The sequence below is a fragment of the Vreelandella venusta genome (assembly GCF_044809155.1).
Classification (GTDB): Bacteria; Pseudomonadota; Gammaproteobacteria; order Pseudomonadales; family Halomonadaceae; genus Vreelandella; species Vreelandella venusta_B.
In genome coordinates this window covers 2,665,758-2,685,228 of sequence record NZ_CP085241.1, presented here as the reverse complement: position 1 = coordinate 2,685,228, position 19,471 = coordinate 2,665,758, and the positions used below count along the sequence as shown (strand labels likewise).

At 54.7% G+C, this 19,471-nt stretch carries 17 protein-coding genes; 10 read left to right on the top strand and 7 right to left on the bottom strand.

The window, feature by feature from the left end:
- Nucleotides 1–9 precede the first annotated feature (9 nt).
- A complete protein-coding gene (locus LG301_RS12490) occupies nt 10–633 on the top strand; it encodes an L-threonylcarbamoyladenylate synthase (RefSeq protein WP_404471488.1) in 624 nt (207 codons plus the stop codon).
- A 59-nt stretch (nt 634–692) separates the two neighbouring features.
- Here LG301_RS12490 and LG301_RS12485 read toward each other — a convergent pair whose 3' ends face one another.
- Both LG301_RS12485 and LG301_RS12480 read right to left on the bottom strand, forming a co-directional pair.
- Nucleotides 693–1,574, bottom strand: a complete 882-nt coding sequence (locus LG301_RS12485) for an ion transporter (RefSeq protein WP_404471486.1) — start codon at nt 1,572–1,574, stop codon at nt 693–695.
- Nucleotides 1,575–1,604: 30 nt separating this feature from the next.
- Complete coding sequence (locus LG301_RS12480) at nt 1,605–2,504, bottom strand: CYTH domain-containing protein (RefSeq protein ID WP_404471485.1); 900 nt, start codon at nt 2,502–2,504, stop codon at nt 1,605–1,607.
- Nucleotides 2,505–2,640: 136 nt separating this feature from the next.
- On the opposite strand from LG301_RS12480, the gene LG301_RS12475 reads away from it, so the two are divergent.
- From LG301_RS12475 to LG301_RS12460, 4 genes are all read left to right on the top strand, one after another.
- A complete protein-coding gene (locus LG301_RS12475; RefSeq protein ID WP_404471484.1) occupies nt 2,641–3,321 on the top strand; it encodes a TIGR00153 family protein in 681 nt (226 codons plus the stop codon).
- Nucleotides 3,322–3,330: 9 nt separating this feature from the next.
- The gene (locus tag LG301_RS12470) at nt 3,331–4,596 is read left to right on the top strand and encodes an inorganic phosphate transporter (protein ID WP_404471483.1); all 1,266 of its coding nucleotides are present in this window, start codon (nt 3,331–3,333) and stop codon (nt 4,594–4,596) included.
- 140 nt (nt 4,597–4,736) lie between these two features.
- Nucleotides 4,737–6,053: an amino-acid N-acetyltransferase gene (gene argA / locus LG301_RS12465; RefSeq protein WP_404471482.1), complete on the top strand. Its 1,317-nt coding sequence runs from the start codon at nt 4,737–4,739 to the stop codon at nt 6,051–6,053.
- Nucleotides 6,054–6,157: 104 nt separating this feature from the next.
- On the top strand, nt 6,158–8,341 hold the full coding sequence (locus LG301_RS12460; protein ID WP_404471481.1) for an OsmC domain/YcaO domain-containing protein: 2,184 nt from the start codon (nt 6,158–6,160) through the stop codon (nt 8,339–8,341).
- 131 nt (nt 8,342–8,472) lie between these two features.
- On the opposite strand, the gene LG301_RS12455 is transcribed toward LG301_RS12460, so the two are convergent.
- From LG301_RS12455 to LG301_RS12435, 5 genes are all read right to left on the bottom strand, one after another.
- Nucleotides 8,473–9,705: a DUF3422 domain-containing protein gene (locus tag LG301_RS12455; RefSeq protein ID WP_404471480.1), complete on the bottom strand. Its 1,233-nt coding sequence runs from the start codon at nt 9,703–9,705 to the stop codon at nt 8,473–8,475.
- 54 nt (nt 9,706–9,759) lie between these two features.
- A complete protein-coding gene (locus LG301_RS12450; RefSeq protein ID WP_404471478.1) occupies nt 9,760–10,998 on the bottom strand; it encodes a nucleoside recognition domain-containing protein in 1,239 nt (412 codons plus the stop codon).
- A gap of 84 nt (nt 10,999–11,082) precedes the next feature.
- The gene (locus LG301_RS12445; RefSeq protein WP_404471477.1) at nt 11,083–12,015 is read right to left on the bottom strand and encodes a lysine exporter LysO family protein; all 933 of its coding nucleotides are present in this window, start codon (nt 12,013–12,015) and stop codon (nt 11,083–11,085) included.
- Entirely contained in the window at nt 12,016–12,684 is a 669-nt protein-coding gene (locus LG301_RS12440) for a hypothetical protein (protein WP_404471476.1), read from the bottom strand.
- Between the two features lie 150 nt (nt 12,685–12,834).
- Nucleotides 12,835–13,770 (bottom strand): 2-hydroxyacid dehydrogenase, encoded by a 936-nt coding sequence (locus tag LG301_RS12435; protein WP_404471475.1) that lies wholly within the window; start codon nt 13,768–13,770, stop codon nt 12,835–12,837.
- Nucleotides 13,771–14,039: 269 nt separating this feature from the next.
- On the opposite strand from LG301_RS12435, the gene doeA reads away from it, so the two are divergent.
- The 5 genes from doeA to LG301_RS12410 all read left to right on the top strand — a co-directional run bounded on the left by doeA (nt 14,040) and on the right by LG301_RS12410 (nt 19,460).
- Nucleotides 14,040–15,239: an ectoine hydrolase DoeA gene (doeA, locus tag LG301_RS12430; protein ID WP_404471474.1), complete on the top strand. Its 1,200-nt coding sequence runs from the start codon at nt 14,040–14,042 to the stop codon at nt 15,237–15,239.
- A gap of 30 nt (nt 15,240–15,269) precedes the next feature.
- Nucleotides 15,270–16,301, top strand: coding sequence for a N(2)-acetyl-L-2,4-diaminobutanoate deacetylase DoeB (doeB, locus tag LG301_RS12425; RefSeq protein WP_404471473.1), 1,032 nt, complete (start codon nt 15,270–15,272; stop codon nt 16,299–16,301).
- 8 nt (nt 16,302–16,309) lie between these two features.
- Complete coding sequence (locus LG301_RS12420; RefSeq protein WP_404471472.1) at nt 16,310–16,786, top strand: Lrp/AsnC family transcriptional regulator; 477 nt, start codon at nt 16,310–16,312, stop codon at nt 16,784–16,786.
- A 177-nt stretch (nt 16,787–16,963) separates the two neighbouring features.
- Nucleotides 16,964–17,833, top strand: coding sequence for a carbon-nitrogen hydrolase family protein (locus LG301_RS12415; protein WP_404471471.1), 870 nt, complete (start codon nt 16,964–16,966; stop codon nt 17,831–17,833).
- 154 nt (nt 17,834–17,987) lie between these two features.
- Nucleotides 17,988–19,460: a biotin carboxylase gene (locus LG301_RS12410; protein ID WP_404471470.1), complete on the top strand. Its 1,473-nt coding sequence runs from the start codon at nt 17,988–17,990 to the stop codon at nt 19,458–19,460.
- The last annotated feature ends 11 nt before the right edge of the window (nt 19,461–19,471 follow it).

Sequence of the window (19,471 nt, the reverse complement as noted above, 5' to 3'; positions counted from 1 at the left end):
GAGCAAGCGATGAGCCAATATTTCCAGATACACCCAGAAAATCCGCAAAAGCGTTTGATCGACCAAGCCATAGAAATCATTCGTAAAGGCGGTGTGGTCGCGTATCCGACGGACTCCGGCTATGCGCTGGGCTGCCACTTGGGCGAAAAAAAGGCGATTGAGAAAATCAAATGGCTGCGCTCTCTAGACGATAAACACAACTTTACGCTGGTGTGTTCGGATTTGTCTGAGATAGGCACCTACGCCAAGGTCGATAACGCCGTGTTTCGGCTATTAAAAGCGCACACGCCTGGCCCTTACACGTTTATTCTGGATGCCACCACCGAAGTACCGCGCCTGTTATTGCATCCGAAGCGCCGCTCCATTGGTGTGCGTGTCCCTGATCATCGCATTACCCACGCACTGCTGGATGCGCTTAGGGAACCGCTGATGAGCGTTACGCTAATTCCGGTGGGTGATGACCTGCCGATGAGCGATCCTGAAGAGATTCGTGACCGCTTCGGCGCGCACCTGGATGCCATTATTGATGGCGGTGCCTGCCATCTTGATCCTACCAGTGTGATTGACCTGCGTGAGCTGCCGCCCAAAGTGATTCGGGAAGGCCGGGGCGATGTTACCCCTTTTATTAGCTAAAGCGTCGGGAAGTACCACCTAGGCTATGTATCTAGGCAAGATTGTGTATCTGGGCAAGACTATGTATCTGGGTGGTGCTCTTGTTTGCTTTTGCGTGGGTCTTCGCTCTCTTCATCCAGCCATGTGCCACAACGCAGGCAGTAGCGGGCGCGCTTTTCGTGTCGGTCGTGGCCGCAGCCGGGGCAGGCTTCTTCTGAATAGCGATCTTCGCGTATGGAGCGGATTACCTGAGCGGAAAACACGCCGGTAGGCACGGCAATAATCGAGTAACCAATGAGCATTAAGATAACGGTGATCGCTTTACCAAGCGGTGTGGCGGGCACAATGTCGCCGTAGCCCACGGTGGTCATGCTCACAATCGCCCAATAAATCGACATGGGAATGCTGGTAAAGCCTGCTTCTGGCGACTCAATGGTGTACATCAGCGCGGCGAACAGCGTGACGACCATCAGAATGCTGCTAAAAAACAGCAGGATTTGGCGAAGGCTGCGCTTAAGCGCATCCATTAATAGCCGCGCCTCGCCGACAAACTCCATCAAGCGCAAAATGCGGAAAATACGCAGCACACGAAGCAGGCGAACAATCACTAGCCCTTGAGCGCCGGGCACTAGCAGCACTAGCCAAGAGGGAATAATGGCAATCACATCCACGACGCCATAAAAGCTTTTTAAATAAATCGTAGGGCGTTCAAGGCAGTAGATTCTCACCGCTAGTTCAATCGTGAACAGCAAAGTAAACACCCACTCCACATAGAAGAAAAGCTCCCCGTAGCGCTCGGTGTAGGCGTCCACGCTGTTTAATAGAATCACCGCGACACTCAGTAAAATGGCGATAATCAGCGCAATATCAAATGCCTTGGAACCCGGCGTATCCGACTCAAAAATAATATGGAAAAGCCGTGTGCGCAGTCCCTCTGCACCGGGAGTTAAATGAAAACTCATCGAATCTTCCTGAAGTAGGCCTAATGCGTATTAGCGTAGCGCGGTTTGCCCCGCCAAGCGATGGGCCAGCGTCAACGCGGCGTGACCATAGGCCGCGCTAGGTTGCCCGCTGTGGGTAAGCGCTGTGGACAGCTGCTGAGCGGTAGGGCGAAGGCGACTCTCTAATAAAGGATGCGTGGCAACGGCGCCCAAGGCTTGCTGAGCCGCTACCAAATGCGCGTCTTGGCCACTGTCGTGATACGCGTCTAGCGCCACCGTCGCACGGTGTAGCCATTGAGTCGGCGTGCTGGCCTCAGGAAGCGGCCAATGGTTAGCGGCCAAGGCATTGCCCCGGGCGGCTTTACTGCTATCAGACGGGCGCAGCGGCACACGTTCGGCAAGCGCGAGTGCCAGCGACCATAGCGCCTCGGGTTGGCCCGTTTTTAACTCTAGTTCGATTTCGCAAATGGGGACGTAGGCACTACCGCTGGTGATCTCTCCTTTGTCTAACACCAGCTCAATGTGGCTATCCTGCCACGTCAGCTGCCAACTGTGACGGGTAAAGTCGGTATTTAGCGTAGGGGTTAGCTGATCAATAGCGCTTAAAAGCTGACCTTGAAAGGGGGGGAGTTCTCTCAAGGCAGTAGCGTCAAGCTGTTGGTGGGTAACCGCCCACTCCCACTCTTGCCGGCTGGATAAGCCACCGCCGCCATGGCCTGCAGTTTTAACCGTTTGCAGCACCTGGTTATCGACTTGACGCAGGCGCACGGCAACCTGTGCCTTGGCTAAATCACCGCTGGGCGTATCGAAGTAGGTATTAATCAAGTGATGTTTTAAGGGCGCTGTACCCGCCAAGGCGGGATGGTTAAACAGCGCATCTATCTGTGTGGAAGGCAGCGCTAGCTTAAGCTCGATTTCGTTGATAGCGGTATTGGCAGTTGAATTTTTCACGGCATTAGCCACCTTGGAAGTGAGACGAGTTGGTGCGTTTTTAAAGGCAATGTGAACTTTTTATGACGGCGGCGGGCGCACTCTTTATACTGGCGCCCGCCATTTCCAGGCTCCCCGAAAACAGGCTAAAGGCTCTATGGTTACCTCCAACCCTTTTTCCGCGATGTTTGGCCGCTCGCCATTCCAGCCGCTGCTGGCCCACATCGTCAAGGCCAGTGAATGTGCCGATCAACTGTTGCCGTTCTTCGAGGCAACCCTTAGTGGTGATTGGGAAACCGCCACCACGTTACGTGAAAACGTGACTCGGTTAGAACACGACGCGGATACGCTGAAAACCGAGCTGCGGCTGAACCTTCCCAACACCATGTTCTTACCCGTATCGCGCTCTGACCTGCTCGACTTGATCAGTGTACAGGACAAGATCGCTAATAAAGTACGCGACATTACCGGCATTATGCTGGGCCGTAAAATGCGCGTGCCCGACGAACTGGCGGATCTCATGCGTGAATACATGATCACCAGCGTGGCCTGTGTCGCTCAAGCGCGCCAAGCGCTTGAAGAGCTGAAGGATCTGCTGGAATCGGGTTTTGGTCGCAATGTGTCGGAGGTGATGCAGAACATGATCCGCGAACTGCACACCCTGGAGCATCAGGCTGACGATCAACAAGTTGCTATCCGCCGCCGTCTGTTCGAGCTGGAAAGCCAACTGCCACCGGTGGATGTGATCTTTCTTTACAAGATCATCGATTGGGTGGGCGAGCTATCTGATCGCGCCGAACGCGTGGGCAGCCGCCTACAGATTTTGACCGCTCGCTAAGGGAACCTCATGCTGATTATTGCCCAGCACGGTGACATTTTTATCATCTTAGCCTGTTTGTTTGGTTTTTTTATGGCCTGGGGCGTTGGGGCCAATGATGTGGCCAACGCCATGGGAACCTCGGTGGGGTCGAAAGCGATCACCATCAAGCAGGCCATTATTATTGCGGTTATTTTCGAATTTTTAGGCGCCTGGCTGGCCGGTGGTGAAGTTACCGCGACGATTCGGGGCGGTATGCTCGACCCGGCACTGCTAGAAGCAAACCCGCAGCTGTTGGTGTACGGCATGCTCTCCGCGCTGCTGGCCGCCGCGATTTGGCTGATGATTGCTTCTGCTCGCGGCTGGCCGGTATCGACCACCCACTCCATTGTGGGCGCTATTGTCGGCTTTGGTGCAGTGGGTTTGGGAATGGAAGCAGTCGCTTGGGGCAAAGTAGGTCAAATTGCCTCAAGCTGGGTTGTCTCGCCTTTACTGGCCGGTAGCATTGGCTTTGTGCTGTTTAAATCAGTGCATCATCTGATTTTCGAAAGCAACGACCCGTTTGCCGCTGCCAAGCGCTACGTGCCGGGCTATATCTTCCTGGTCGGCTTTATTGTCTCGATGGTCACGCTCACGAAAGGTCTGAGCCACGTTGGGTTAGACCTCTCTTTTGGCCAAAGCTTCCTGTTGTCGGTCCTGATCGGGGTCGCCATTATGGGGGTAGGCGTCATGATGCAGCGGCGTATCAAATACGAAAAAAACGCAAGCGACCACTTTGGTTACGCCAATGTTGAGCGGGTGTTTGGCGTGCTGATGATCTTTACCGCCTGTGCCATGGCGTTTGCCCACGGTTCTAACGATGTCGCTAACGCGGTCGGCCCGCTGGCAGCAGTAATCAGCGTGGTACGTAGCGATGGGGTGATCGATAGCGCTGCGTTAGTGCCCTGGTGGGTGCTGGTGTTGGGCGGTGGCGGTATTGTCGTGGGGTTGGTGACATACGGTCATAAGGTGATTGCCACCGTGGGGACTGGGATTACCGAGCTAACGCCTAGCCGCGGCTTTGCGGCCACCCTGGCGGCGGCTACCACGGTGGTGTTGGCGTCCGGTACGGGTCTGCCGATCTCTACCACGCATACGCTTGTCGGTGCCATTCTTGGGGTGGGCTTAGCACGCGGTATGGCCGCGCTGAACCTGAGGGTTATCGGTACCATTGTGATGTCGTGGCTGATTACCCTACCTGCGGGTGCCGGTTTAGCAATTCTATTCTTCTTTATGTTCAAGGGCATGTTTGGCTAATCAGCTGCCTGTGTGCAGCGCCTAACGGGCTGCTACTGCTTTCAGCGGCACCTTCTTTTCACAAGAAGGTGCCGCTGCTTTTTGTGCTCTGTTAAAGTAAACACGCTTACTTTCATTCACCTGCTGCCGGAGAGCGGCCCTTGGACACACGGTTCCCCTTTGTTGATTGGTTTCGTAACGCTTCCCCTTACATTAATGCGCACCGGGGACGAACCTTTGTCATCTTAATTGAAGGCGAAGCAATGGCGTCTGGACGAGGGGAGCAATTGATTCAGGACTTAGCGCTGCTGCATACCCTAGGCGTGCGGCTGGTGGTGGTATTCGGTATTCGCCCCCAGGTGCATGAAGCGCTGACGGCGGCGGGGGTGGAGCCTACTCGCGTGGATGGCCGCTGGGTGGCTGACCGGGCCGTAATGGCCCATGTGGAGCAGGTGGCCGCCCACCAGCGGCTATGGCTGGAAGCGCGACTTTCGCTTGGCCTGCCCAGCACGCCGCTGCACGGCGTGGAGCTTAGCGTGATTTCCGGCAATTTAGTGACCGCCAAACCACTCGGCGTGCGCGAAGGCGTTGATTTTGACCATAGCGGAGAAGTGCGCCGAGTGCGGGCCAGCGCCATTGAAGGACTGCTGGAAAAAGGCTCGCTCGTGCTGCTGCCGCCGCTGGGCTTCTCTAGCACTGGCGAAGTCTTCGATTTAGACGCCTCGGAAGTGGCTCAGCACGCTGCGGTGGCGCTCAAGGCCGATAAACTGATTTTACTGGGGGAGTCTGAAGGGCTAGAAGATGAGCAGGGCGCGCTGCTGCGTCAGCTTTCCCCGTTTGAGGCTGAGCCGCGCCTTGCGCATGCCGTGCCGGGAAGCGAGCTGGCGCGGCACCTCAACGCCGCCTGCACCGCCGCTCGGGAAGGGGTGGCACGCACGCATCTGCTCTCGTGGCGTAATCACGATGCGCTGCTCGGTGAGTTGTTCACCCGCGACGGCGTGGGCACCATGATCACTCAGCACCGCTACGAGCAGCTTCGCCCCGCCACGCTTAATGATGTCGCCGGCCTGCTGGAGCTGTTAGAGCCGCTTGAACGGCGCGGCATGCTGGTGGCCCGCTCCCGCGAGCGGCTGGAGCATGAAATTGATGACTACATGGTGATTGAGCGCGATGGCATGGTGATTGGCTGCGCGGCACTGCACGTGTTCCCGGGTACCACCGTAGGCGAAATGGCCTGCGTGGCGGTGCACGGTAACTACCGCGGCGGCGAGCGGGGCGAGCGCTTGGTTGAGGCGCTTGAGCGGCGCGCCCGCCAGCGTGGCCTGGCAGAAATGTTTGTGCTCACTACCCATACGGCGCACTGGTTTGTAGAGCGTGGCTTTCGCACGGCGAGCTTAGACGACCTGCCACCGTTAAAACGTGAAACCTATAACCATGCCCGTAAATCCAAGGTGCTGGTGAAATCACTAAACGGGTAACGTGAACCAAGACGAAGCGGGTGAAAAACTGGATAATGGCCGCCATTCGCCTATCGGCATAGGTGTTATCGCCCAGGCACACTCATTACTCCGGACGCCCGCTCATGGAAATCAAAGTTAACTATCTCGACAACCTCCGCTTAGAGGCTAAGTTCGACGACTTCACGGTGATCTCTGATCAGCCGATTCGCTACAAAGGCGACGGCTCGGCCCCCGGCCCGTTCGACTACTTCTTGGCCTCATCGGCCATGTGCGCGGCTTACTTCGTTAAGGTGTATTGCAACGCGCGCAATATCCCCACCGAGAACATTCGCCTTTCCCAAAACAACATTGTTGACCCGGAAAACCGCTACAAGCAGATTTTCAAAATCCAGGTCGAGTTGCCGGAGGATATCTCCGCGAAAGACCGCGAGGGCATTTTGCGCTCCATCGACCGCTGCACGGTGAAGAAGGTGGTGCAGACCGGCCCCGAATTTCAGATTGAAGTGGTCGAAAATATCGACGAAGACGCCCAAGCGCTGCTGATGGGCGCGCCAGAAGGCAGCACGACGTATATTCCAGGCAAAGACCTGCCGCTGGAACAGACAATTGCCAACATGAGCGCGATGCTGGCGGATCTCGGCATGAAAATCGAGATCGCCTCCTGGCGAAATATCGTGCCCCACGTTTGGTCGCTGCACATTCGCGATGCGGCCTCGCCCATGTGTTTTACCAACGGCAAAGGCGCGACCAAAGAGAGCGCGCTCTGCTCGGCACTTGGCGAGTTTATCGAACGCTTGAGCTGCAACTTCTTCTATAACGACCAGTTTTTTGGTGAAGAGATTGCGAACAGTGAGTTTGTTCACTACCCCAATGAGAAGTGGTTCAAGCCAGGGCCCAATGATGAGCTGCCCGCCGAGATTCTCGACGATCACTGTTTAGCTATCTATAACCCGGAAGGTGAGCTGTGTGGCTCGCACCTGATAGATACTAATTCAGGCCGTGAGGATCGGGGTATTGTGTCGCTACCGTTTGTGCGCCAAAGCGATGGCGAGACGGTCTACTTCCCGTCGAATCTCATTGAAAACCTGTTCCTCAGTAACGGCATGAGCGCGGGCAATACGCTGGTAGAAGCTCAGGTGCAGTGCCTGTCGGAAATTTTTGAGCGGGCGGTAAAGCGTGAGATTCTTGAGCAGGAGCTTACTCTGCCAGACGTCCCCCAAGAGGTGCTTGCTAAGTATCCAGATATCCTGGAGGGCATTAACGCCCTGGAGGCTCAAGGGTTTCCGGTGTTGGTGAAAGACGCCTCTATGGGCGGTCAGTTCCCAGTGATGTGCGTGACGCTGATGAACCCGCGCACGGGCGGTGTGTTTGCCTCTTTTGGTGCCCACCCAAGCTTTGAAGTAGCGCTGGAGCGCAGCCTGACCGAGCTGCTGCAAGGCCGCAGCTTTGAAGGCTTTAACGACCTGCCGTTGCCGACCTTTAATTCACAGACTGTCGCCGAACCCAACAACTTCGTTGAGCACTTTATTGACTCGTTTGGCGTGGTGTCCTGGCGCTTCTTTAGTGCCAAACCGGATTTTGAGTTCAGCGAGTGGGACTTCTCAGGCAGCAACGAAGAAGAAGCCGCCACGCTTTTTAGTATTTTCGAAGAGTTGGGCGCAGAAGTGTACATGGCGGTACACGAAGACCTGGGAGCACCGGTGTGCCGCATCCTGGTGCCGGGCTACTCTGAGGTCTACCCCATTGAAGACCTGATTTGGGATAACACCAATAAGGCGCTGGATTACCGCGACGATATTCTCAACCTGCACCGTCTGGATGACGATCAGCTCACCGACTTAGTCGAGCGGTTGGAAGAGAGCCAGATGGATGACCACGCCGATATCATCACGCTGATCGGTATCGAGTTTGATGAGAACACCGTGTGGGGGCAGCTGACGATTCTGGAGCTGAAGCTGCTGGTGTATCTGGCCCTGCAGCGCCATGAAGAAGCGTTGGACTGTGTGCAGATGTTCCTGCAGTACAACGATAACACCGTGGAGCGTGGCCTGTTCTATCAGGCGGTGAATGCGGTGCTGGAAATTGTGCTGGATGACGAGCTGGAACTGGACGACTACCTGCCTAACTTCCAGCGTATGTTCGGTGAGAAGACCATGGCAGCGGTGGTTGGCTCGGTGGACGGAACAGTGCGCTTCCACGGCCTAACGCCCACCAATATGCAGCTGGAGGGGCTGGATCGCCACCTGCGCCTGATCGAAAGCTACAAGAAGCTACACGCGGCGCGGGCGGCAAAAGCGAGCAGCTAATCGGTAGCGACAACCGCAGCGCTCTCTAAAGAAAAACGGTGCGTCGCTGTAAAAAGCGCGCACCGTTTAATTTTTGCTTCTCACGCGGCTGGTGACGTGAGCGTGTTAAAGGCAGGCCGTATCCCGTCTGGCTAGTGTTTTTTTACCTTCCAAATACGCCAGGTAAGTATCGAGATCGTCAGCGCGCCGAGAGGTACTAATACCGCGGCGGCCACATTGGGTTCGATATCAATGCCTAGCGCGCTTAAGCTTTCCAGCCCTAACTTCATCAAGCTGAAAATGTAGTAACTGATGACAATGATCGAAAGCCCTTCAACCGCTTTTTGTATTTTAAGCTGGCTGCTGGCGCGCGCATCTAAGCTCTGCAAAATTTTATAGTTTTGCCCTTCGATTTCTACCTGAGAGCGTGTACGAAGCAGGTCATTCAGCCGCGTAGCGCTGGTGGCGAGAGTTTCAACGCGACGATTCATGGCATCGCAGTAGCGTATGGCCGGCTCAAAGCGGCGCAATATAAACATACCCAGCTGAGGATAGTGGCCGACCCGCTCTTCGCGCAGTTCACTGATACGCGCAAACACAATGCTGGAATAAGCCTCGGTTGCGCTAAACCGCTGGCGGGTTTGGACGCCGCAGCGTTCGAGCTTTGCTGAAAGTAGCGTCAGGGCGCTTAGCAAGGGTTCCGCCGGAGACGTGTGCTGTTCGGCGTGTTGATTAGAGAGGGTCGACAGTTCGGCTTCGTAGTATTGCAGTTCGCTGCTCAATGCTTTTGCTTCAGGCAGCGCCAGCATGGCCATCATGCGGTAGGTTTCAATATCGAATAGTCGTCTTGCCATTCTTCCAAGCCGGTATTTGTCCAGGCGGTCGTTGACCAGTAAAAAGCGGTTAATATGCCGTTCATCGAGATTGAAATCGCTCCACACCGTGGCATCACCGCCTCCTACGTGTGAGCCGGCGGGCTTATCCAGGCCGTAGGCTTCAACGCTGCCGGCCCAGCGGTTGGCTGTTTCCACGCGTAATGTGCTGGCGCTGATCATTTTGTCCGCATAGTCAGTCAAGACGCTGAGTAAAAACTCGGGCGGCGTTGGCCAGGTTTGCGGGTCTTCGCTGTTGGCTTGCTTAATGGTCAGCGTAAAAAACTCGGTGTGCCGCTCCCATTTCACAGAGCACGCTTGGTAGCTGACAATCTGCTGGACTTGTTCAGGAGTTACCGTCGCGCCCGTTGCATCGGCAAGACGCGCGAGCAGCGCGTCAACGTCATCGCCCTCAATAACAAAAGCGAAGTGATGCAGGCAGGCCGGGCCTTCAAAATAGATAGGAGGTCTTGCATGGAGCTCGTTATGGAGCGCCGCGTGTTGATGATGCATAGGTGCTTATCCAATATATTGTTATAGAAACGTTATGTGTGGCTGAGTGGGCGGCTAGACGGCCTGGCCGAAAAACCAATAGCAGACGGCAATCGCCGTTAAAATACCCGCGGCATCGGCTACCAGGGCGCAGCCTAAGCCGTGACGAATACGGCGAATACCCACCGCGCCAAAGTAGACAGCAATAACGTAAAACGTGGTTTCAGTACTGCCCTGCAGGGTAGCGGCCAACAGCCCTGGGAAACTATCAACGCCGAACGTATCCATGGTCTCAATCATCATGGCGCGGGCACCGCTGCCGGAAAGCGGTTTCACAAAGGCCGTAGGTAGCGCATCGACAAAGCGGGTGTCCCAGCCAAACCCGTCTACCAGCCAGCGTACGCCGCTTAAGCCAGCATCGAGTACACCGCTGGCGCGCAGTACCCCTACGGCGACCAGCATGGCGATGAGATAGGGCAGCAGGGTAATGGTAAAACTGACGCCCTCTTTTGCGCCTTCAATAAACGCGTCGTACACCTTCACGCCTCGTAGCGCGCCTACGATTAAGAACATCATCACAATGCTGAAAAGCGTAAGATTACCTACAAGTGTTGACGCTGCCGCCAGCGCCTGTGCTGACATGCCCGCCAGCGTTGTCATTAAAAGCCCTAAGGCCAGCGCGGCGGCGAGTAAGTAGGCCAGCACAACAGGCTGCCAGAGTTTTAAGCGCTGCATTAACGCTACTGCGAGCAGCCCCGCCAAACTCGAGGCGCTGGTCGCGAGTAGAATCGGTAAGAAGACGAGCGTTGGCTCAGTGGCGCCTTGCTGTGCGCGGTACATGAAAATCGTCACTGGCAGCAGCGTGAGCGAAGAAGTGTTCAGCACTAAGAAAAGTATTTGTGCGTTGCTGGCGGTTTCTTGATTCGGGTTGAGGCTTTGCAGCGAGTGCATCGCTTTAATGCCAATCGGCGTAGCGGCGTTATCCAGCCCCAGAATGTTAGCCGCAAAATTCATACTGATAAGCCCCATGGCGGGATGACCACGGGGGACATCAGGCATAAGACGGCAGAACAGCGGGTCCAGCACGCGTCCTAATAGCCGTATTAGCCCTGCTTTTTCAGCAATGGAAAGAAACCCCAGCCACAGCGTCATGGTGCCCAGCAGTACCAAAATGATATCGACACTCACCCGCGCCATATCGAACATCGATTGCACTAAGCGTGCAAAGACCTCGCTGTCGCCTCCCACCAGCCACTGCCACAGCGCTGCGGCAAAGGCAGCAATAAAAAAGCTTAACCAAATTCCGTTGAGCATTGGGCGCGGGCATCCTGGGCATTGAAGCGATGGCGATGTAAACCGTCAGAGCGACTTATCCTAACCAATACGAGTCCACAATGACTAACCGGAAAGCGAAAGAAAGAACAGGATCAGCGGCGGTGAGAGCAGCGAAAGGATGAAGCCACTGACGACGGCCACAGGCACACAGGCCACGCCGCCATGTTGTTGGATGACGGGTAGGGTGAAATCCATGGAGGTGGCCCCGCCGTAGCCAATCGCCAGGGCAGTGTGGCGGTGAATGACGAGCGGAATCAGGACAAACGCCAACAGCTCACGGGTGAGGTCATTAAAAAATGCAACACCACCCATAAGTGGCCCCAACTGGTCGCCAATCAAAATAGCGGAAAGGGAGTACCAGCCGAACCCAGACGCCATGGCAAGGCCTTCATTCCAACTCAATGAAAGCAGCGGGGCAGCAACCAGCCCTGCTAACAGAGAGCTAGCCGCAAGGGTCAAGGCAATGGCCAATCCCAGGCGGTTGAGTAAAATTTGTTTCAGCGGCATGCCTGAATTACGTAACTGGCAGCCAATCAGCACCAGTAAAAGATACAGTACCCACTCTGCAAGCTGTTCCGCTGTGGCAAATAGGGGGGCGCCTATCCAAGAGCTAAATAGCAAGCCCAGCACAACCCCGGCGGCGACCATCGCGACTAACAGTAGCGACCCTGCCATGGCGGCTAACTTACTGGTAGGCGCCCCTTTTACCACGGGTGAGGACCCCGCCTTTAGCGCTACTCGTCGAGAGAGCCACCATAGCGCCACTAAGTTGCATGCGGTGGTAATGCTAAATAACAGCAGCGCATTGCCGCCCAGCCGTGAAAGTTGGCTGGCGAGGTTCTCAAGTCCTGCAAGGCTAACCCCCATCAGTAGCAAAATGGCATAAACCGAGCCGCTAACGGCTCGGTTTATCAGGTTTAGCAAGTAGGGTGAGCGAATGCGTACCAAGTAGCCCAGTACCAGGGGCAGTAAAACAATCAGTAATCCGGAGAGCATTTAGGGCGTATCTACCTCGGCAGGTTTAAATTGCGTCATCGTGAGCTGCGTTTGCCGCTGGCCCTCTTTCTCATAGCGTGCCGAAAGCACTAGCCCCGGCCATTCAGGGTGGAAATGAATCTGTAAATGGCGGTTCGGTTTTTCCACATCGAACAGGGTAACGCTGCGCGCTTCAAATTCACCTGCTGGAACGCTAACCGTGCCAGGCTCATGCGCATAATACTGAAAATGCTCGTCGCGTCCGCGGTGATCGACGAATTCGATATCGCAAGGAGCGTCTACGGTGCAGCTCTCGTGACCTGCTCGGCGGGAGAGGTCGAACAACGCCGCCTGACGATCAAGGGAGTTAATGTCATCTTCAGAGAGCTGATAGCTATCGCCCACGCCAAACAGCGAGTAGCTGCTGCTATAAAGTAGTGAGCGGGTTTCATCGTCATCTAACGCAAAGCGGCTGCGTTCTTGGCCGCGCGCCACAGTGACAGAAAAACGCATATCACTTAGCCAGTGAAGCCCTTCATTGTTGAGCGTATGGGTAATGGTGGCACTCGGCCAGCCGCGAATTTCAAGCTGGTACTGAGCCTCAAAGGGCTGCGGCATTGGCAGCAGTTGAGTGGTGGCATCAGGCGTGGCATCGGCGGCGCTAGCGCCGTATATAGCTAAACTACACATAGCCAGGGCGGACGCGCGGTATATCTTGCTTTTAGTTGAACGTTGAGAAACGTTACGCAAAAGCTCATCCTCCGTTGATGGTGTTGTCCTAAGAGCCTTGTACCAGCGCTTGGTTCCTGGGTGCGAGTATAGCGAGTGCGCGGTGGCGCGTCAGTATCCTGCGTCTGGATTAACCGTCGCGAGCGTTTCACCGGCTTCAAAGGCGCGAAGATACGAGATCACCTGGTCAATAGCATCGTTAAGCGGTGTGGGGCCGGCCATATGAGGCGTGATAGTAACACGCGGGTGCTTCCACAGTGGATGACTGGCAGGCAGTGGCTCTTCGCAGAAAACGTCCAGTAGCGCACCGCGAAGATGCCCTGGCTGGCCATCTTTGCCAAGTGCCTCTAGCAACGCTTGCTCGTCGATAAGTCTGCCCCGGCCTGGATTAATCACACTGGCGCCTTGAGGGAGTGCTGCCAGGCGTTTGGCATCAAGGATATGGTGAGTCTCTGCGGTGTCAGGCAGCATCGCTACGACGCACTGTACCTGACTTAACAGCTCATTTAACCCGCTTTCACCATGCAAGCAGCGCACACCGCTGATGTCTTTAGGCGAGCGGCTCCAGCCCAGAGCGGGAAAGCCTGCCTGTGAAAGACGGGTCGCTACCAGGCGACCAATCGCTCCAAGGCCAAGTACCCCCACGGGCCATTGAGATTTTTCAGGCACTGGGTGCGGTTGCCACTGGGCGTCACGCTGGTGCTGAGCGTAGCGATCCATGCTGCGGTAAAAATGCAGTACGCCATAAAGAGTGTAATCCGCGATCAGCTCGCCCATTCCCGCATCGCGTAGTTTCATAATAGGCACATCCCTGGGTAGTCCAGGCGTTTTCAGCAGGTAATCGACGCCAGCACCTAAATTAATAATGCCTTTCAACTGCGTTTGTTCCTGCAATAAGTGCGCCGGCGCTTTCCAAACCGCTAAATAATCAGCATGGATGCGTTCTTCTGCTGGCGCCTCGCTCGTCAGCACCGTTGCGTGGGGGAGCGCTTTTTTAATCGCCGCCTGCCACTGGTCTGCGTCATCAATATGCACCACTATTTTCATACCGTTTCCTCTGGCTTAGCGTCGTGTCATGTCAGCCTAGCATGTTGCGCACTAAAGGCAGCCCCACGCTGTTAGCGCGTATATCAACGTCCAGTATGCACTTTTTGTAATAAAGGCTTTGACCGGCAACCAAGGGTGAGTGCTAGTATCGGCTTAAGACGACATTGGCGGGCCTACTGTGGCGGTGGCCAGGTCGATCCTGTGGCCCAGTGCAGCGCCTTATCCAGGGGTGTGCTGGTTCTTAGTGATCTTTGATGGCGAGTTGCCCGATGACTGAGGTTTCCCTGCCTTTTACGCGCGAAGAGTACGCTACCCGCCTGTGGAAGGTGCGTGCAGAGATGGCTGGTCGTGGCATTGATGTGCTGATCGTCAGCGACCCTTCCAATATGGCGTGGCTAACCGGCTATGACGGCTGGTCCTTTTACGTTCACCAGTGCGTATTGGTGGGCCTTGAAGGCGAGCCGGTATGGTTTGGCCGCCGGATGGATGCCAACGGCGCGCTGCGCACCTGTTGGATTCATCCTGATAACATCACCTACTACCCGGACTACTACGTTCAGAACCCGGACATGCACCCCATGGAGTATCTGGCGCAGTCCATAATGCCTGACCGTGGCTGGCATACCGGCGTTGTGGGCATGGAGATGGACAACTACTACTTCTCCGCCAAAGCGTATCAAAGTCTGCTGCGTGAGCTTCCCCACGCGCGCTTTATGGATGCTAATGCCCTGGTGAACTGGTGTCGGGCGATTAAGTCGCCACAGGAAGTTGCCTATATGCGGGTGGCGGCCAAAATTGTGGAAGGCATGCATACGCGCATTTTAGAAGTGATTGAACCCGGCCTGCCTAAAAGCAAGCTGGTGTCGGAAATTTACCGTGTTGGCATCGAAGGGTTTATCGACGAGAACGGCAAAGTGTTTGGCGGTGATTACCCCGCGATTGTGCCCATGCTGCCCACGGGCAAAGACGCCGCTGCGCCACACCTGACCTGGGACGACACGCCCTTTCGCAAAGGCGAAGGCACGTTTTTCGAAATTGCCGGGGTGTTTAAGCGTTACCACGCACCGATGTCGCGCACGGTGTTTTTAGGCACGCCACCCGCAGACTTTATCCGCGCGGAATCTGCCCTTCTAGAGGGTATTGAAAATGGCTTAGCCGTCGCTAAGCCTGGCAACCGCACGGCAGATATCGCCATGGCGCTAGGCGCGGCGATGGATAAATACGGCTTTGATCGGGGCGGCGCACGCTGTGGCTACCCTATCGGTATCTCGTACCCGCCCGACTGGGGCGAGCGCACCATGAGCCTGCGTCCTTCAGATGAAACCATCCTACAGCCCGGCATGACCTTTCATTTTATGCCCGGCCTATGGGAAGACGACTGGGGACTGGAAATTACCGAAAGCATACTGATTACCGACACCGGCTGCGAAACCCTGGCCAATTTTCCCCGCCAGCTGTTTGTTAAGTAGCGGTTTGAAAAAGATAAAAAGGAAAATGTAATGACCGATCAACTAAGTCAAAAACGGCCCAGCCCGATTTCCGCCACCGTTGATTTTGATGCCGATGGGGTGCAACACGGTTTTTTGAAGCTACCCATCTCTACCGATGAGTCCGCGTGGGGAGCGGTGATGATCCCCGTCACGGTCGTAAAAAATGGTAACGGCCCGACGGCACTGCTGACCGGCGGCAACCATGGCGACGAGTACGAGGGCATTACCTCGCTGCTCAAGCTCTCCTCGACGCTGAAGGCAGAAGATGTGACCGGGCGTGTCATTATCGTGCCCTGCATGAATACGCCAGCGGTTATGGCGGGCAAGCGCACGTCGCCGATGGATAAAGGCAACTTGAACCGCAGCTTCCCCGGTGACCCCAATGGCACGGTGACCTCGCAAATTGCCGACTACTTTACCCGCGTGCTGGTACCCATGAGCGATGTGGTGCTCGACCTGCACTCCGGTGGTCGCACGCTGGATATTTTACCGTTTGGCGCGTCCCATGTGTTGGACGACAAAAAGCAGCAACAGTCAGCCCTGGAGGGCGCCAAAGCCTTTGGTGCGCCTTACGCGATGGTGATGTTTGAGCTGGACGCTGAAAAACTCTTCGATACGGCCTGTGAACGCCAGGGCAAGGTATTTGTAGCCACCGAGCTAGGCGGTGGCGGTACCTCCACGCCGCAAAGCATTGCGATTGCCGAGCGCGGTGTGCGCAATTTCTTGATTCATTACGGCTTGGTCGCGGGTGAGGTGGAAATGCCCGCAGGCGGTCAGATGTATCTCGATATGCCCGATGCCAGCTGCTACGTGCAGAGCCAGCATTCAGGCGTACTTGAGCTGCTCGTCGCACTGGGCGATGAAGTGAAAAAAGGCCAAACCATTGCCTATGTGTACGACATGACCCGCAGCGGCACCGCTCCGGTGGCTTATAAAGCAGAACGTAACGGTGTATTAATGGCCCGCCGTGCGCCCTCGCTTATCAACATGGGGGATACCCTTGCGGTGATCGCCGATGTTGTTGAACGCCTGGAGGCTTAGCCCTCGGCATGATGAAACTGGACCGTTACGATTTAAAGATCCTCGATATCCTCTCCCGGGATGGGCGAATCACCAAATCGAAGCTGGCTGAAGCCATCAACCTTTCGGTAAGCCCTTGCTGGGAGCGGGTGAAGCGGCTGGAGAAAGCGGGCGTAATTGAAGGATATACCGCCCGCATCAACGCCGATGTGTTGGTGCCGCGCAACTCCGTATGGGTGCAAATCGAGCTTAAGCAGCACAATGCTGAAAGTTTTTCCCGCTTTGAAGCGTTAGTCATGCAAACGCCAGATGCCACAGAGTGCGTAGCGGTAGGTGGCGGTGTGGACTATCTGGTGAAGTTTGAAGTGTTTTCCATCGACAGTTACCAACGTTTGATCGATAGTTGGTTGGTCTCCGATGTGGGAATAGAGCGTTATTTCACCTATATCGTCACTAAGTCGGTAAAACGAACCGAGCCAGGTATTGGATCAAACGACTTTTTGTAATATCGCCTGCGTAAATCGAATTTAACAATTTATCCAGGTGCTTGATCAACGCCATTTCAGCGTTCCGTTGGCTTAACATGAAAATGAGGCCATTCATCACCCGCTTAGCGAAAGACATTCGTAAAAGTTAATTTGCTAAGCGGAAACAGTCAGATCGCCTGACGCAGAGAGAAGCTAATGTCATATTTCACCATTGCCGGTGTTCAAATGCATGCCCTGCACCATGGCGACAATACCGAGGCTATGCGCCATCGGGTCGATGCGCTAATGAACCGTTTTCCTCAAGTTCAAATGGTGCTGTTCAGCGAATTAATGCCGATGGGAGCTTCACCGCTCCATGCTCAAACGTTGCCCAGCGATACTGAAGCATTTTTTTGCCAACTGGCCGCGCAACACCGTATCTGGTTAATTCCAGGCTCCATGTTCGAGCAAGTCGGCGAACATACTTACAATACCCTGGTAGTCATTAACCCCCTGGGCCAGGTTGTAACGCGGTATCGCAAAATGTTCCCGTTCCGACCTTACGAAGCTGGCGTAGAAGGCGGCAGTGAATTTGTGGTCTTCGATGTACCAACGATAGGTCGCTTTGGCGTTTCTATCTGTTATGACATGTGGTTTCCCGAAACGACGCGTACCTTAGCTTCAATGGGGGCTGAAGTTATTCTTCACCCTACTATGACAGATACCATTGACCGAGATATTGAGCTGTCTATTGCCCGCACCAATGCGGCGATCAACCAGTGCTACTTCTTCGATATCAATGGCGCTGGCGCGTTGGGAAATGGGCGCTCTATCGTCGTTGGTCCTTCTGGCGACGTGATCCATCAAGCGGGGATAGGGGAAGAGGTCATGCCTATCGAAATTGACCTCAACCGCGTCCGCCGCGAGCGCGAAACAGGGTTGCGCGGTTTGGGCCAGCCACTGAAAAGTTTCCGTGACCGTGAAGTCGATTTCTCGCTATACCGTAGCGAAAATAAATCCTCTCCTTTCCTTGATACCTTAGGACCACTTGCTAAACCCGTACGAACTGACCTAGACATTTTTTAGGAGTCTATTTGGCTTGCCCTATCACCACAAGAAGAACGGATTTCGCGCCAGGTTGGATGATCAATTTAGGCGAATATCGCGATATTTAGCGAAACTCCTAGGCAGCACGAGTTCCACGCAGCCTTCAGTACCTGTCATACAAGGAGCGAAAACAATGAATAAAATAACGTCCATTGCAGATGTTCGTAGGCATTTTCTAAATAATAAAGAGCCGATTTACTTTATTTCTGCGACGAACTTCAACCTTCTAGGTATTGGTGATTGGGTAGGTAGCTTCCGTCATATTAACTACATCGACTGCTTTGAAGGTAAGCAGCGAAATGTCTTCGTGCCTAAACAGAAGTTTTCTCGTGATTTCGAGAGCATTGAAGATATTAATAATTATTTGCTTGAGCACAAAGAAGTCATTGATTTCATTCAATCACGAGCCAATAGCGAAAGTGCTGGGGTGGCATCGTTTTTAATGTTCGATGAGCACACTGAAGAAATTTGTGAGCAGTTAGGTCTACGGGTTGCCTTTCCTCCCGCCGAATTGCGCAAGCGGATGGATAATAAAATTGAGACGGTGCGTATTGGTAACAAAGCCGGTGTGCCCAGCGTGCCCAACGTATTGGCCAGAGTAGGCAGCTATCAGGAGCTTTTAGAGGTCAGCGAGTCGCTCGGTAACGATTTAGTGGTACAGACTGCGTTTGGTGATTCTGGACACACCACCTTTTTTATCGCCAGTGAAGAAGACTATTACAAGCACGCTGAAGAGATCGAAGCCGAACCCGAGGTCAAGATCATGAAGCGCATTAACTGCCGCGGCTCGGCGATAGAAGCGTGTGCCACGCGTTGCGGTACGGTCGTCGGCCCGTTGATGACAGAGCTTGTAGGTTTCAAAACATTGACTCCATATAAAGGCGGTTGGTGTGGCAACGAAATGTTCGCTGGCGCCTTTAGTCAGGAAGTGCGTGATTTAGCGCGCGAATACACCTTTAAGTTTGGTGAGGCACTGCGCGAAGAAGGGTATCGCGGATATTTCGAGCTCGATTTTCTGATCGATATGGATACCAATGAAGTGTATCTAGGCGAACTTAACCCCCGCGTGACAGGGGCAAGCTCCCTGACGAACGTGGCGGCGTTTGCCCACTCCGATATTCCGCTGTTCCTGTTCCACCTGCTTGAGTTTTCGGATGTCGATTTTGACCTGGATATTAATGATATCAATGAGCGCTGGGCGCATCCTGAAAGTGTCGACAGCTGGAGCCAGCTGGTTATCAAGCATACCGATGAAAGCGTTGACCTGTTAACTCAGGCGCCTACAACCGGCGTATGGCGCATGAATGATCAGGGCGGGATTGCCTATGATCACTATAGCTATCACCCTCATGCGGCCGAGAACGAGCAGGAAGCCTTTTTTCTGCGCATTAGCGGCGCAGGAGACTTCCGGTATGAAGGGGCCGACCTGGGTATTTTGATTACCCGAGGACGGTTAATGGATGATGACTTCCAGTTGAACGAGCGTGCCAAGGCTTGGATAGACGGCATTCGTGGTCAGTACACCGGACAGGCATTGCAAGATCCAGTGGTGGAGGAAGTTGCCGTCAGCCATGCTATCGGCGGTGGCAACTTTAAAATCCTTTAATCATGGACAGC

Bases quoted from the DNA above. Each gene is read 5' to 3' on its own strand.
- LG301_RS12445 (WP_404471477.1), bottom strand. From the start codon at position 12,015: ATGCTCTCCGGATTACTGATTGTTTTACTGCCCCTGGTACTGGGCTAC.
- LG301_RS12440 (WP_404471476.1), bottom strand. From the start codon at position 12,684: ATGTGTAGTTTAGCTATATACGGCGCTAGCGCCGCCGATGCCACGCCT.
- LG301_RS12450 (WP_404471478.1), bottom strand. From the start codon at position 10,998: ATGCTCAACGGAATTTGGTTAAGCTTTTTTATTGCTGCCTTTGCCGCA.
- LG301_RS12435 (WP_404471475.1), bottom strand. From the start codon at position 13,770: ATGAAAATAGTGGTGCATATTGATGACGCAGACCAGTGGCAGGCGGCG.
- LG301_RS12490 (WP_404471488.1), top strand. From the start codon at position 10: ATGAGCCAATATTTCCAGATACACCCAGAAAATCCGCAAAAGCGTTTG.
- doeB (WP_404471473.1), top strand. From the start codon at position 15,270: ATGACCGATCAACTAAGTCAAAAACGGCCCAGCCCGATTTCCGCCACC.
- LG301_RS12455 (WP_404471480.1), bottom strand. From the start codon at position 9,705: ATGCATCATCAACACGCGGCGCTCCATAACGAGCTCCATGCAAGACCT.
- LG301_RS12475 (WP_404471484.1), top strand. From the start codon at position 2,641: ATGGTTACCTCCAACCCTTTTTCCGCGATGTTTGGCCGCTCGCCATTC.
- LG301_RS12415 (WP_404471471.1), top strand. From the start codon at position 16,964: ATGTCATATTTCACCATTGCCGGTGTTCAAATGCATGCCCTGCACCAT.
- LG301_RS12410 (WP_404471470.1), top strand. From the start codon at position 17,988: ATGAATAAAATAACGTCCATTGCAGATGTTCGTAGGCATTTTCTAAAT.
- LG301_RS12420 (WP_404471472.1), top strand. From the start codon at position 16,310: ATGATGAAACTGGACCGTTACGATTTAAAGATCCTCGATATCCTCTCC.
- LG301_RS12470 (WP_404471483.1), top strand. From the start codon at position 3,331: ATGCTGATTATTGCCCAGCACGGTGACATTTTTATCATCTTAGCCTGT.
- doeA (WP_404471474.1), top strand. From the start codon at position 14,040: ATGACTGAGGTTTCCCTGCCTTTTACGCGCGAAGAGTACGCTACCCGC.
- LG301_RS12485 (WP_404471486.1), bottom strand. From the start codon at position 1,574: ATGAGTTTTCATTTAACTCCCGGTGCAGAGGGACTGCGCACACGGCTT.
- LG301_RS12460 (WP_404471481.1), top strand. From the start codon at position 6,158: ATGGAAATCAAAGTTAACTATCTCGACAACCTCCGCTTAGAGGCTAAG.